The sequence below is a fragment of the Microbacterium sp. LS_15 genome (assembly GCF_041954735.1).
In the GTDB taxonomy this organism is placed as follows: Bacteria; Actinomycetota; Actinomycetes; order Actinomycetales; family Microbacteriaceae; genus Microbacterium.
Map to the genome: position 1 here is coordinate 35,893 of NZ_JAVAYD010000010.1, position 11,593 is coordinate 47,485.

13 protein-coding genes are annotated in these 11,593 nt (G+C 70.7%); 8 read left to right on the plus strand and 5 right to left on the minus strand.

Annotation, left to right across the window (positions count from 1 at the left end):
- Positions 1-11: 11 nt before the first annotated feature.
- Positions 12-596: an antibiotic biosynthesis monooxygenase gene (locus RAC69_RS12740; protein WP_375087129.1), complete on the minus strand. Its 585-nt coding sequence runs from the start codon at positions 594-596 to the stop codon at positions 12-14.
- Between the two features lie 205 nt (positions 597-801).
- On the opposite strand from RAC69_RS12740, the gene RAC69_RS12745 reads away from it, so the two are divergent.
- Together RAC69_RS12745 and RAC69_RS12750 are read left to right on the plus strand one after the other, a co-directional pair.
- A complete protein-coding gene (locus RAC69_RS12745; RefSeq protein ID WP_375087130.1) occupies positions 802-960 on the plus strand; it encodes a hypothetical protein in 159 nt (52 codons plus the stop codon).
- A gap of 50 nt (positions 961-1,010) precedes the next feature.
- The gene (locus RAC69_RS12750; RefSeq protein ID WP_375087131.1) at positions 1,011-2,198 is read left to right on the plus strand and encodes a thiolase family protein; all 1,188 of its coding nucleotides are present in this window, start codon (positions 1,011-1,013) and stop codon (positions 2,196-2,198) included.
- Positions 2,199-2,310: 112 nt separating this feature from the next.
- On the opposite strand, the gene RAC69_RS12755 is transcribed toward RAC69_RS12750, so the two are convergent.
- Positions 2,311-3,285, minus strand: coding sequence for a hypothetical protein (locus tag RAC69_RS12755; protein WP_375087132.1), 975 nt, complete (start codon positions 3,283-3,285; stop codon positions 2,311-2,313).
- 430 nt (positions 3,286-3,715) lie between these two features.
- Between RAC69_RS12755 and RAC69_RS12760 the strand changes: the two genes are divergently transcribed.
- The 4 genes from RAC69_RS12760 to RAC69_RS12775 all read left to right on the plus strand — a co-directional run bounded on the left by RAC69_RS12760 (position 3,716) and on the right by RAC69_RS12775 (position 8,205).
- Positions 3,716-5,215: a CoA-acylating methylmalonate-semialdehyde dehydrogenase gene (locus RAC69_RS12760; RefSeq protein WP_375087133.1), complete on the plus strand. Its 1,500-nt coding sequence runs from the start codon at positions 3,716-3,718 to the stop codon at positions 5,213-5,215.
- Between the two features lie 26 nt (positions 5,216-5,241).
- Positions 5,242-6,447 (plus strand): acyl-CoA dehydrogenase family protein, encoded by a 1,206-nt coding sequence (locus tag RAC69_RS12765; RefSeq protein WP_375087134.1) that lies wholly within the window; start codon positions 5,242-5,244, stop codon positions 6,445-6,447.
- The gene (mmsB, locus tag RAC69_RS12770) at positions 6,444-7,334 is read left to right on the plus strand and encodes a 3-hydroxyisobutyrate dehydrogenase (RefSeq protein ID WP_375087135.1); all 891 of its coding nucleotides are present in this window, start codon (positions 6,444-6,446) and stop codon (positions 7,332-7,334) included. Before RAC69_RS12765 ends, mmsB begins: the two co-directional genes overlap by 4 nt.
- Before the next feature lie 94 nt (positions 7,335-7,428).
- Positions 7,429-8,205, plus strand: coding sequence for an enoyl-CoA hydratase (locus RAC69_RS12775; RefSeq protein WP_375087136.1), 777 nt, complete (start codon positions 7,429-7,431; stop codon positions 8,203-8,205).
- 52 nt (positions 8,206-8,257) lie between these two features.
- Here the strand turns inward: RAC69_RS12775 and RAC69_RS12780 are convergent, their stop codons facing one another.
- The 3 genes from RAC69_RS12780 to RAC69_RS12790 are packed head-to-tail and all read right to left on the minus strand — an operon-like array spanning position 8,258 to position 9,706.
- Positions 8,258-8,701, minus strand: coding sequence for a YdeI/OmpD-associated family protein (locus RAC69_RS12780; RefSeq protein ID WP_375087137.1), 444 nt, complete (start codon positions 8,699-8,701; stop codon positions 8,258-8,260).
- Positions 8,698-9,168 (minus strand): SRPBCC family protein, encoded by a 471-nt coding sequence (locus tag RAC69_RS12785; RefSeq protein WP_375087138.1) that lies wholly within the window; start codon positions 9,166-9,168, stop codon positions 8,698-8,700. Before RAC69_RS12785 ends, RAC69_RS12780 begins: the two co-directional genes overlap by 4 nt.
- Before the next feature lies 1 nt (position 9,169).
- On the minus strand, positions 9,170-9,706 hold the full coding sequence (locus tag RAC69_RS12790; protein ID WP_341933299.1) for a MarR family transcriptional regulator: 537 nt from the start codon (positions 9,704-9,706) through the stop codon (positions 9,170-9,172).
- 110 nt (positions 9,707-9,816) lie between these two features.
- Between RAC69_RS12790 and RAC69_RS12795 the strand changes: the two genes are divergently transcribed.
- Both RAC69_RS12795 and RAC69_RS12800 read left to right on the plus strand, forming a co-directional pair.
- The gene (locus tag RAC69_RS12795) at positions 9,817-10,593 is read left to right on the plus strand and encodes an electron transfer flavoprotein subunit beta/FixA family protein (RefSeq protein WP_375087139.1); all 777 of its coding nucleotides are present in this window, start codon (positions 9,817-9,819) and stop codon (positions 10,591-10,593) included.
- Position 10,594: 1 nt separating this feature from the next.
- On the plus strand, positions 10,595-11,566 hold the full coding sequence (locus tag RAC69_RS12800) for an electron transfer flavoprotein subunit alpha/FixB family protein (RefSeq protein ID WP_375087140.1): 972 nt from the start codon (positions 10,595-10,597) through the stop codon (positions 11,564-11,566).
- The last annotated feature ends 27 nt before the right edge of the window (positions 11,567-11,593 follow it).

Genomic DNA, 11,593 nt, shown 5'->3' on the forward strand with positions numbered 1-11,593 from the left:
CGGAGCGCGGGTCAGCGCGCGAGCCAGCGACGCAGCGAGCGCGTGACCCAGGGCAGCACCCAGTAGGTCATGATCGGTGTGAGCACGAGGGTCGTCGCGAGGACGCGCAGCCAGATCGGCAGCTCGTTCCACCCCGGGATCGGGCTCATGGCGTACGTGAAGACGAGGTTCACCGGGAAGAAGCCCAGCCAGATCGACACCGCCTGCTTCCACCGCGGCGGCGCCGTCGGCACCGAGCCGGTGGGGGCGCCGTCGGCGGTCTGCACCGTGACCGATCCCGTCGCCGGATCGTCGAACCAGCCCTCGATGCCGCTGCGGCGGCGGGAGCGCTCGCTCAGCACGAGGCCTTCGCCGGTGGCGAGCCAGGCCGCACGTTCGGCGGAGTTCTCCCAGGCGACGAGCGTCTCCTCGTCGGCGAAGCGGTACAGCATGTGCCACACGTGGGAGTCGGCGCCGGCGCGCACCCATCCGGATCCGAGGAAGCCGGGGTACGTGTTCGCCTTGTTCACGCCGCGCTGCACCCACTCGGTGGTCTCGGCGATGCGCGCCGGGTCGACCTCGCGGCGGATGGAGACGGTGATGGAGTCGCTGGACATGACGGGGCCTCGCAGAGTGCGGCCCGGATCGCGGGCACATCGGAAAGGGGAGCGCCGAGGGTGCGGGCGCTCGTCGATTCTATTTCGGATGCCGGCGGCCCGACGTCGCGTTCGCACGGCGCGAACCGGCTCTCCCGTCGCCGGGACGCATGCTCCCCGGTCCGAACCTGAACGCGCGTACATGTTGGCCCCGTACGGTCGGGATATGAGCAGTCACAGCTCGTCCGCCAAGGACGCAGACAGACGCCCGCCCCGATCCCGCGCGGACGAGCTCGTGCGGCCCGATGACCGCGAGAGGGGCGCCCGCGCCCGCTCGCTCAAGCCGCTCCGCATCGTCTCGCGGCCCCCGTTCCCCGCGACCTGACACCCGATCGGCGTGCTCCGCACCGCCTCGGCGGGGTGAGAATGGGACGCATGAGCACGCGCAGCGAAGCCGTCCTGATCGATGTCGTCCGCACCCCGGTCGGACGCGGCAAGCCCGGCGGGATGCTGTCGGGCGTGCATCCCGTCGACCTCGCCGCCGGAGCGCTCGCGGCGATCCTCGACCGCAGCGGGCTCGAGTCGCGGCAGATCGACGACGTGCTCCTCGGCTGCGTGAGCCAGGTCGGCGAGCAGTCGTCGAACATCGCCAGGCAGGCCGTTCTCGCCGCGGGGTTCGACGAGACGGTCCCTGCGGCGACCGTCGACCGACAGTGCGGATCGAGTCAGCAGGCCGTGCACTCCGCCGCGCAGGGCATCATCGCCGGGGCGTACGAGGCGGTGATCGTCGGCGGGGTGGAGTCGATGAGCCGGGTGCCGCTCGGCTCGTCGACGTCGGTCGCGGGGAGCCCGATGTCGCCGCGCCTGCGCGCCCGCTACCCCGACGGACTCGTCAATCAGGGTGTCTCGGCGGAGCTCATCGCTCAGCGCTGGGGGATCGACCGCGAGGCGCTCGACGCGTACGCTGCGGAATCGCACCGGCGGGCTGCCACCGCGTGGGACGAGGGGTTCTTCGACCGCACGGTGATCGCGGTCGATGAGGCGCCGGATGCCGCGACGGATGAGACCGTGCGGGCCGGCACCACGGCATCCGCTCTGGCCGGGCTGTCTCCGGCGTTCCGCACCGATGCGCTGGTCGCGCGCTTCCCGGACCTCGACTGGCGCATCACGCCGGGCAACTCCTCGCCCCTCACCGACGGAGCCTCGGCCGCCCTGCTGACGAGCGCGGAGTGCGCTGAGCGGCTGGGCCTCACTCCGCGTGCTCGATTCCATGCGTTCGCCGTGGTCGGTGACGACCCGCTTCTGATGCTGGCGGGCCCGATCCCCGCGACGCGGCGCATCCTCGACCGCACGGGGCTCTCGATCGACGAGCTCGACGCCTACGAGGTCAACGAGGCGTTCGCCTCGGTGCCTCTCGCCTGGGCTGCTGAGGTCGGAGCGGATGCCGCCAAGCTCAACCCGCGCGGCGGGGCGATCGCGCTCGGCCACGCACTGGGATCGTCGGGCACGCGGCTGCTCGGCACGCTCGTCGATCACCTCGATGCGGTCGGCGGTCGCTACGGGCTGCAGACGATGTGCGAGGGCGGCGGGATGGCCAACGCCCTGATCGTCGAGCGCCTGTAGCGTCGGCCTTTCGCTTTCGAATCGCTTGCCTTGGCCTTTCGCTTTCGAATCGCTTGCCTTGCAGTTTTCGACCACGGAGAACTGCAATTCACGCGATTCGAATGGGCGAGGCTCAGTGCCGGAGTGCGGCGGCGACCCGGCGCACGAGAGCCTCCGGGGTACGCAGAAGTGGAGCGGTGACCTCGATCACGGTCCATCCCGCGGCTCGCAGCGCGGCGAGACGCTCGACATCGGCCGCCCATCTCTCGCCATGCAGCATGCCGAGGTACTCGATCGCCACTCGCTGCGCGGGATACGCCATATCCACGCAGGCGATGAATCGTCCGCCCACGCAGACGTCGAAGTTCAGGTGAGGCTCGGGAAGTCCGGCGTCGATGAGGATGCAGCGGACGAGGCTCTCACGCGGCGACCACGCATCGGTGCGAATGAGGTCGAGGGCGGCCCGAAGCCGCGCGGCGCCGCGACGACGACCCGCCTCCATCGCGCTCCGCAACTGCGAGACGTTCGAGAGCGGGGGCCGACCCACGTCTCTGCGTCCGTGACCAGCCCGCCAGACCCTGCAGAAGTAATCGCCGAGCGCGACGAGGTCCGGCACGGACAGTGTGCCGAGCGATGCCCAGGTCGCCGACGGTGACGTCACCCTGAGCCCCCGATGCTCCTGCACGGCGGTCATGCTCGACAGCGTCCGGTGGCCGTGGACGCCCGCCGCGCGCGGGAACGGCACGTGTCCTGAGGCGCTGACATGGAGGGGGAGCTCGCCGTACTCCGCGATGCTGCCGGTGTCCGAGAACTGGATCGGCAGCGGAGCGCCCCAGATCGATGCGGCGGTGGTGTGGCTGAAGAAGTGGCCGTGATGCAGGCGGACCGCATAGATGCGTGCGCGTTCCACACGGCAGAGGCGCTGCCGCTCGTACGGGCCGTCGATGTCGCGGAAGGAGTTCGCCGCACCGCGCGCGATCCGTACGCCGTGGAAGGGCGCGACCAGTGCGCGACGTCGCAGCTCGTTGCGGCTGGCGCCTTCGAGCCGTGCGATGCGCACGGAGAAGGCGGCGTCATGGGGGCCGAGAGGTTCGTCGTCAGTGCTCATGACGGCACGCTGGCACGGCGTTCGTGCGGTGGCGGGGTTATCCACAGACAAGGTCGGTTCGAATCGCGCAAAGAGCGAATCGAAGGGCAGGAAAACTGCAACTCGCGCGATTCGAACGCCCACCCCCGACCAACCGGGCCCGGATGAAGAAGACCCCCGCCGACCCGATTCGGCGGGGGTCTTCGCGGTGGGTGACACCGCGACGGGAGCAGAAGCTCACCGTGAGCGCGGATGACCTGACTACCCGATCCGGTCTGCGTCCTGTGTCCGCGCATGTGCAGTTGTAGTCGGCGGAAGTGTCCGGGCGGTGAACGGGCGGGGAACCCCGTGCGGCAACCCGCGCTCGAAGATGCATGGACACCCTAGTAATTCCTCGGATGCCGAAGTACACTCGCATTGTGCCAATGACGGCCCGGAGGGACATCGCACAATGACTCGCACCATCCCGCATTTCGTAGGCGGATCGCACCTCACTCCCGGCAGCGGCCGCTTCGCCGACGTGTTCGACCCGAGCTCGGGGTCGGTCCAAGCCCGCGTCCCGCTCGCCTCGGCCGACGAGGTGCGCTCGGTCATCGCGAACGCCGAGGCGGCGCAGCTCGACTGGGCCGCGACCAACCCGCAGAAGCGTGCTCGGGTGCTGCTGCGGTTCCTCGACCTCGTGCAGCGCGAGATGCAGTCGCTCGCCGAGTTGCTGGCCAGCGAGCACGGCAAGACGGTCGACGACGCGAAGGGCGACATCCAGCGCGGCCTCGAGGTCATCGAGTTCTCCGCAGGAGCCCCGCACCTGCTCAAGGGCGAGTACTCGACCGGAGCCGGCGCCGGCATCGACGTCTACTCGATGCGGCAGCCGCTCGGCGTCGTCGCCGCCATCACTCCGTTCAACTTCCCGGCGATGATCCCGCTCTGGAAGGCCGGCCCCGCACTCGCCGCCGGCAACGCGGTCGTGCTCAAGCCCAGCGAGCGCGACCCCTCGGTGCCGGTGCGCCTCGCCGAGCTGTTCCTCGAGGCGGGACTGCCCGCAGGCGTCCTCAACGTGGTGCACGGCGACAAGGAGGCCGTCGACACGCTGCTCACCGACGACCGCATCCGCGCGGTGGGCTTCGTGGGCTCGACCCCCATCGCGGAGTACATCTACGCCACGGCCGCCGCGCACGGCAAGCGCGCGCAGTGCTTCGGCGGCGCGAAGAACCACATGATCGTGATGCCGGATGCCGACCTCGATCAGGCCGTCGACGCGCTCATCGGCGCCGGGTACGGCTCGGCGGGCGAGCGCTGCATGGCGATCTCGGTCGCGGTGCCGGTCGGGAAGGAGACGGCGGAGGCCCTTGCCGCGAAGCTCCGGGAACGCGTCGCCCGCCTGCGGGTCGGCCCGGCGCTCGCGACCGACGTCGACTACGGACCGCTCGTCACCCGCGCCGCGGTCGAGAGGGTGGAGGGCTACATCCAGCAGGGTGTCGACGAGGGGGCGACGCTGCTCGCCGATGGGCGCGGCTTCACGGTGCCCGGTCACGAGGAGGGGTTCTACCTCGGCCCGACCCTCTTCGACCACGTCACGACCGACATGGCGATCTACCGCGAGGAGATCTTCGGCCCCGTGCTCGTGATCGCCCGCGCCGCCGACTACGAGGAGGCGCTGCGCATGGCATCCGAGCACGAATACGGCAACGGTGTCGCGATCTTCACCCGAGACGGGGATGCCGCGCGCGACTTCGCGGCCCGCGTCGAGGTCGGCATGGTCGGCGTCAACGTCCCCATCCCCGTCCCCATCGCGTACTACACGTTCGGCGGCTGGAAGCGGAGCGGGTTCGGTGACCTCAACCAGCACGGGGCCGACGCGTTCCGGTTCTACACGAAGACGAAGACCGTCACGAGCCGGTGGCCCTCCGGCATCCGCGACGGCGCCAGCTTCGTCATCCCCACCATGCACTGATCTCCACGCCCCACGAGGACACCACCATGACCGACACCATCACCGTCACCACCGCCGAGGAGCGCGAGGCGATCATCGGCGCCGTCCGCGAGTTCGCCGTCACCGAGCTCGCGCCGTTCGCCGCCGAACGCGACGAGAAGCACCTCTTCCCCCGGGAGTCGCTGCAGAAGGCGGGCGAGCTCGGCCTCGGCGGCATCTACGTGCGCGAGGAGTTCGGCGGCACGGCGCTCAGTCGCACCGACACCGTCGCGATCTTCGAGGAGCTCGCGAAGGGCGACCCCGCGGTCGCGGCCTACATCTCCATCCACAACATGGTCGCGTGGATGATCGACACCTACGGCGACGAGACCCAGCGCGCGGCCTGGCTGCCGCAGCTCACCGCCATGCAGGAGTTCGGCGGCTACTGCCTCACCGAACCGGGAGCCGGGTCGGATGCCGCCAACATCGCCACCAGCGCTGTGCGCGACGGCGACGACTACGTGCTGACGGGCGTCAAGCAGTTCATCTCGGGAGCGGGAGAGGCGGCGGTGTACGTCGTCATGGCGCGCACCGGCGAACCGGGAGCCCGCGGAATCAGCGCGTTCCTCGTACCGGGCGACGCCGCCGGGCTGAGCTTCGGAGCCCCGGAGAAGAAGATGGGCTGGCACGCCCAGCCCACGAGGCCCGTGATCCTCGACGGGGTGCGGGTGCCGGCATCCGCTCTGCTCGGTGAGGAGGGACGCGGTTTCGCGATCGCGATGTCGGCGCTCAACGGCGGACGCCTGAACATCGCCGCCTGCTCGCTCGGCGGCGCGCAGTGGGCGCTCGATCGGGCCGTGCAGTACGTGCACGAGCGGGTCGCGTTCGGTGAACCGCTGGCCGAGAAGCAGTCGATCCTGTTCCAGGTCGCCGACATGCGCACCGACCTGCAGGCCGCCCGCCTCATGGTGAGCGACGGCGCGAGGGCCGTCGACGAGCACGCACCCGACGCGACCATGCGCTGCGCGATGGCCAAGCGCTTCGCGACGGATGCCGGATTCGACGTCGCCAACCGCGCGCTGCAACTGCACGGCGGATACGGCTACCTGCAGGATTACGGCATCGAGCGAGTCGTGCGGGATCTGCGCGTGCACCAGATCCTCGAGGGCACGAACGAGATCATGCGGCTCATCGTCGGACGCGAGATGCTGCGGGCCTCGGGGTCGGCGACCCTGCAGCGCGGCGGCGTGAACGCGACGCGGAGCGCCTCATGAACACGCGCATCGCGTTCCTCGGGCTCGGGCACATGGGCCTGCCGATGGCCCGCAACCTCGTCGCCGCCGGGCACCGGGTGCACGGCTTCGACGTCGTGCCGGCGGCGATCGCGGCCGCGGAAGCCGCCGGCATCCCCGTCGCCGCCAGCGGAGCGGATGCCGTCGCCGACGCCGACGTCGTCATCACGATGTTCCCGGCGGGGAGGCATGTGCTCGACGCGTACCGCGCCGAACTGCTCGCGGGCGCCCGGCCGGGCACCCTGTTCATCGAATCGTCGACCATCGCTGTCGACGAGGCGCGGGCCGCGCACGCGCTCGCGCTCGCCGCCGGCCACCGCCACATCGACGCCCCCGTCTCGGGCGGTGTCGTGGGTGCCGAGAACGGGACGCTCGCCTTCATGGTCGGCGGCTCTGACGAGGACTACGCCGCCGCGCTGCCGCTGCTCGAGGTCATGGGCAAGCGCATCGTGCACTGCGGCGGCCCGGGGCTCGGCCAGGCGGCGAAGGTCTGCAACAACATGGTGCTCGCGGTGTCGCAGATCGCGGTGGCGGAGGCGTTCGTGCTCGGAGAGCGACTCGGACTCGAGCACCAGGCGCTGTTCGACGTCGTGTCGCAGGCGTCGGGGCAGTGCTGGTCGATCACCACCAACTGCCCGGTGCCCGGTCCGGTGCCGACGAGCCCCGCGAACCGCGACTACCAGCCCGGCTTCGCGGGAGCGCTGATGGCGAAGGACCTCGGGCTCGCACTGCAGGCGATCGAGCAGACCTCGACGGATGCCCGCATGGGTCGCCTGGCGCAGGAGCTGTACGCCGCGTTCGCCGCAGGCGACGGGGCGGGCCGGGACTTCTCCGGCATCATCACCGACATCCGAGCAGGGACCGTGTGACGATCGTCGTGCAGGGGATTTCGAATCGCGCACAATGCAACGATTCGACAGCTCTCGTTGCAAAGCACGCTATTCGAAGACGGAGAGGGCCTTCATGACCGAGTACGAGACGATCCTGGTCGAGCAGCGCGGACGGGTCGGGTGGATCACCCTGAACAGGCCGCAGGCGTTGAACGCGCTGAACTCCCAGCTCGCCGACGACATCACCGCCGCGGCTCAGGCCTTCGACCTCGACGACGGTGTGGGCGCGATCGTCGTCACCGGCTCCGAGAAGGCGTTCGCCGCCGGAGCCGACATCAAGGAGATGGAGGGCATGTCGGGCGACGAGATGCTCGAGACCGACCACTTCGGCATCTGGCACGAGTTCGCCGCGGTGAAGACGCCCGTGATCGCGGCGGTATCGGGCTTCGCGCTCGGCGGCGGATGCGAGCTCGCCATGATGTGCGACATCATCCTCGCGGCCGACACCGCGAAGTTCGGTCAGCCGGAGATCAACCTCGGCGTCATCCCCGGCATGGGCGGCACCCAGCGCCTCATCCGCGCGGTGGGCTACTACAAGGCCGCCGAACTCGTCCTCTCCGGTCGGTTCATGGACGCCGAGGAGGCGGAGCGGTCCGGACTCGTGTCACGCGTGGTCCCGGCATCCGACCTGCTCGACGAGGCCGCTGCGCTCGCCGAGACCATCGCCTCGAAGTCGCTCCCGTCGGTGTACGCGGCGAAGGCCGCGCTGGATGCCGCGATGGAGACGTCGCTCGCCGACGGCCTCGCGCACGAGAAGAGGGCGTTCGCCGCCCTGTTCGACACCGCCGACCAGAAGGAGGGCATGGCTGCCTTCCGGGAGAAGCGTGCACCCGACTTCCAGAACCACTGATCCCCTGCGTCCCACTGACCCGACGCGGATCCCGACGGGAGGCGTCCGGCGATCAGCCGCGGAGCGCGGCGACGATCTTCTCGATGCGCCGATCGCGCGTCGCGTCCTGCTTCGCCTCGGCGACCGAGCGGGCGTGCTCCTTGCGTGCCGAGGGCGACAGGGCGTCGAAGGCGGCGCGCAGCGCGGGGTCGGCGTCGAGCGCGGCGGCGAGCGGCGGCGGCACCTCGACGGTGCGTTCCGCGGCATCCACGCGGATCACCGCGTCGACCTCCTGGCCGATCTCGACTCCGAGGTCGCTCCGGACCGCCTTGCTGAACCCGATCATGTTCTCTCCGCCCATGCGGGCGAGTCGCAGACGGGCGGTGCGTCCGTCGATCGTGACGGCGACCGGGAACGCCTTGCCCGCGCCGAGCGACGACACCTGCTCGTCGGTGAGAAGGATGGCGGCGGCGGGGCCGCGTCCGGTGAGGGTGGTGTGGACACGCAGTTCGCTCATGGCGACAGGGTACGCCCGCGGCCCTCGATCTCGGAGGAGATGGTGTCGTTGCGTTCCGCGATGAGCCGCCGCAGGTACGCCGTCATGAAGAGCCGGTCGACGAGGCGTCCGATCGGACCGAACGGCGAGCGGAACGTGATCGTGTCGCGCATGAGCGTCCCGCGCTCATGCGGGTGGAACTCGTGCTCGTGCAGGAACGCCCCGAAGGGACCCGCGATCTGGCGGTCGCGGAACCCGCGGGGCTCGTCGATGTCGAACACCATCGACCGCAGCCGGAACGGGATGCCGAAGTGCCGCGCCCGCCACGTGACCGTCGACCCCTCCGTGAAGACACCGCCGGCCGGAGCCTCGACCATGGTCTCGCCGTGCCGCGCCATCGACCGCACGTGCAGCTGGGGATCCAGCGATGCGGCGAAGACCTCGGCCGGGGGAGCGGCGATGACCCGCTCGAGCACGAAGCGCGCCATGTCAGAGCGCCTCGGGCTGCGGGCGCGGATCGGCGAAGTCGCCGGCGGCCTTGCGCATGCGCGCGACGATCGCGACCAGCTCGGTGGCGTCGTCGCGGCTGATGCCGGGGTCGGAGAAGACCTCGCTGTTGAGCGCGGCCGTCGCCTTCTCGACGAGCGCGCGGCCCGGGTCGGTGAGGGCGAGCAGCGCGGCGCGTCCGTCGTGGGGGTGCGGCTCGCGAACGATGAGCCCGTCGCGCACGAGGCGCTCGGCGGTGCTCGTCACGGTCGTCGCGTGCACCTGCAGACGGGCGACGACGCTCGACAGCGGCAGGCGTCCGGCCCGGCTGAACGCCAGCAGGCGCAGCATCTCGTACCGGGCGAAGGTCAGCGCGAACGGCTTCAGGGTCGCGTCGACCCGCGCGAGCAGCAGCTGCTGGGCCCGCATGACCGAGGTCACGACGGTCATGCCGTCTGCGGCATCCGTCCATCCGTGCGCGAGCCACTGCCGCTTCGCTTCGGCGAGCGGATCGACGGGCAGAGGGCGGGATCGGACCACGTCTCTACGGTAGGGCATGCGGCGATCCGGAGATCGTTGGTTCTCGGTCGCTTTCCGGATGGGACTCAGTTTCACCACGCTAGAATCGAGGCAGTCGTGAGGAGCAATCGATGAAGATCTTCGTCCTGGTCAAAGAGGTGCCGGACACCTACGGCGACCGCAAGCTGGACCTCGAGACCGGCCTGGCCGATCGCGCCGCCGGAGACGTCGTGCTCGACGAGATCACCGAGCGTGCTCTCGAGGTCGCGCTGAGCCACGCCGACAAGAACGAGGGCACCGAGGTCGTGGCCGTCGCGATGGCCCCCGAGGGGTCGACCGCGTCGGTGCGCCGAGCACTCGCGATCGGCGCCGGATCGGCCGTGCACATCGCCGACGAACGCCTCGCCGGCGCCGACCTCGGGCTCACGGCCGAAGTCCTCGCGGCGGCGATCCGCCGCGGCGAGCCCGACCTGGTCATCACCGGCAACCTGTCGACCGACGGCTCGGGCGGCGTCATGGCAGCGATGCTCGCCGAGCACCTCGGTTGGGCGCAGGCGACCGCGCTCACCGCCGTCGAGATCACCGCCGACGGCATCAGCGGCACGAGAGGCGCGGATGCCGGAGCGCAGCCGATCTCGGCATCCCTCCCCGCCGTCATCTCGATCACCGAAGCGCTGCCCGACGCGCGTTTCCCGAACTTCAAGGGCATCATGGCGGCGAAGAAGAAGCCGCTCGACGTGCTCACTCTCGACGACCTCGGCGTCTCCGCCGACCCCGCAGAGGCCCCCCGCACGATCATGACCGCCGTGTCGGAGAAGCCGCCGCGCGCCGCAGGCGTCAAGATCGTCGACGAGGGCGACGCGGCCCAGAGACTCGTCGACTACCTCGCAGAGAACAGGCTGGTGTGACATGAGCTACCCCGAGAACCCCGTGCTCGTGCTCGTCGACGTCGACCCGTCCGGCGCGCCGGCCAGCAGCACCGCGGCCCTCCTCGGCGCCGCGTCGAGCATCGGCTCGCCCGTCGCCCTCATCGTCGGCGGCGCGGAGGATGCCGCAGCCCAAGCCGCTGCAGCCGGCGCCGCCGTCGTGCTGACGGCCGCGGGCGACGCGACCGCGCTCACCGTGCCCGTCGTCGACGCCCTGCAGGCCGCGTACGAGAAGGTGCGCCCCGACGCCGTGCTCATCTCGAACTCGATCGCCGGGCGCGACGTCGCCGGACGCTTCGCCGTGCGCACCCGCAACGCCCTGTGCGTCGACGCCGTCGGCGTCTCGCGCGACGACGAGGGCGTCGTGGCGCACCACTCCGTCTACGGCGGTGCCTACCTCGTCGACGCGGCGCCCACCTACGGAACCCCCGTCATCACCGTGCGGCAGGGAGCGGTCGACACCCGCGCCGACGCCGTCGACGCGCCCACCGTCGAGGAGCTCGCCGTCACGGCATCCGGAGCGGCGACCGCGACCGTCGGCGCCGTCGAAGCCGTCGAGACGACCTCGTCGCGCCCCGAACTGCGCGGAGCGGCCCGTGTCGTCTCCGGCGGACGCGGCCTCGCCTCCAAGGAGAAGTTCGTCCTCGTCGAAGAGCTCGCCGACGCGCTCGGCGCGGCCGTCGGAGCGTCCCGCGCCGCCGTCGACGCCGGGTACATCCCGCAGTCGCACCAGGTCGGGCAGACCGGGGTCTCCGTGTCGCCGCAGCTGTATGTCGCGCTCGGCATCTCCGGCGCCATCCAGCACCGCGCCGGAATGCAGACGGCGAAGACGATCGTCGCGATCAATAAGGACGCCGAGGCGCCCATCTTCGACGTCGCCGACTTCGGTATCGTCGGCGATCTGTTCACCGTGGTCCCCCAGGTGATCGCCGCCCTCGAGGCGCGGAAGAAGTAGACATGGCAGAGCGGATGCTGCGCCGCG

Coding starts and splice junctions, on each gene's coding strand:
- mmsB (WP_375087135.1), top strand. CDS start 6,444: ATGAACACGCGCATCGCGTTCCTCGGGCTCGGGCACATGGGCCTGCCG.
- RAC69_RS12740 (WP_375087129.1), bottom strand. CDS start 596: ATGTCCAGCGACTCCATCACCGTCTCCATCCGCCGCGAGGTCGACCCG.
- RAC69_RS12745 (WP_375087130.1), top strand. CDS start 802: ATGAGCAGTCACAGCTCGTCCGCCAAGGACGCAGACAGACGCCCGCCC.
- RAC69_RS12765 (WP_375087134.1), top strand. CDS start 5,242: ATGACCGACACCATCACCGTCACCACCGCCGAGGAGCGCGAGGCGATC.
- RAC69_RS12795 (WP_375087139.1), top strand. CDS start 9,817: ATGAAGATCTTCGTCCTGGTCAAAGAGGTGCCGGACACCTACGGCGAC.
- RAC69_RS12775 (WP_375087136.1), top strand. CDS start 7,429: ATGACCGAGTACGAGACGATCCTGGTCGAGCAGCGCGGACGGGTCGGG.
- RAC69_RS12785 (WP_375087138.1), bottom strand. CDS start 9,168: ATGGCGCGCTTCGTGCTCGAGCGGGTCATCGCCGCTCCCCCGGCCGAG.
- RAC69_RS12780 (WP_375087137.1), bottom strand. CDS start 8,701: ATGAGCGAACTGCGTGTCCACACCACCCTCACCGGACGCGGCCCCGCC.
- RAC69_RS12760 (WP_375087133.1), top strand. CDS start 3,716: ATGACTCGCACCATCCCGCATTTCGTAGGCGGATCGCACCTCACTCCC.
- RAC69_RS12800 (WP_375087140.1), top strand. CDS start 10,595: ATGAGCTACCCCGAGAACCCCGTGCTCGTGCTCGTCGACGTCGACCCG.
- RAC69_RS12755 (WP_375087132.1), bottom strand. CDS start 3,285: ATGAGCACTGACGACGAACCTCTCGGCCCCCATGACGCCGCCTTCTCC.
- RAC69_RS12750 (WP_375087131.1), top strand. CDS start 1,011: ATGAGCACGCGCAGCGAAGCCGTCCTGATCGATGTCGTCCGCACCCCG.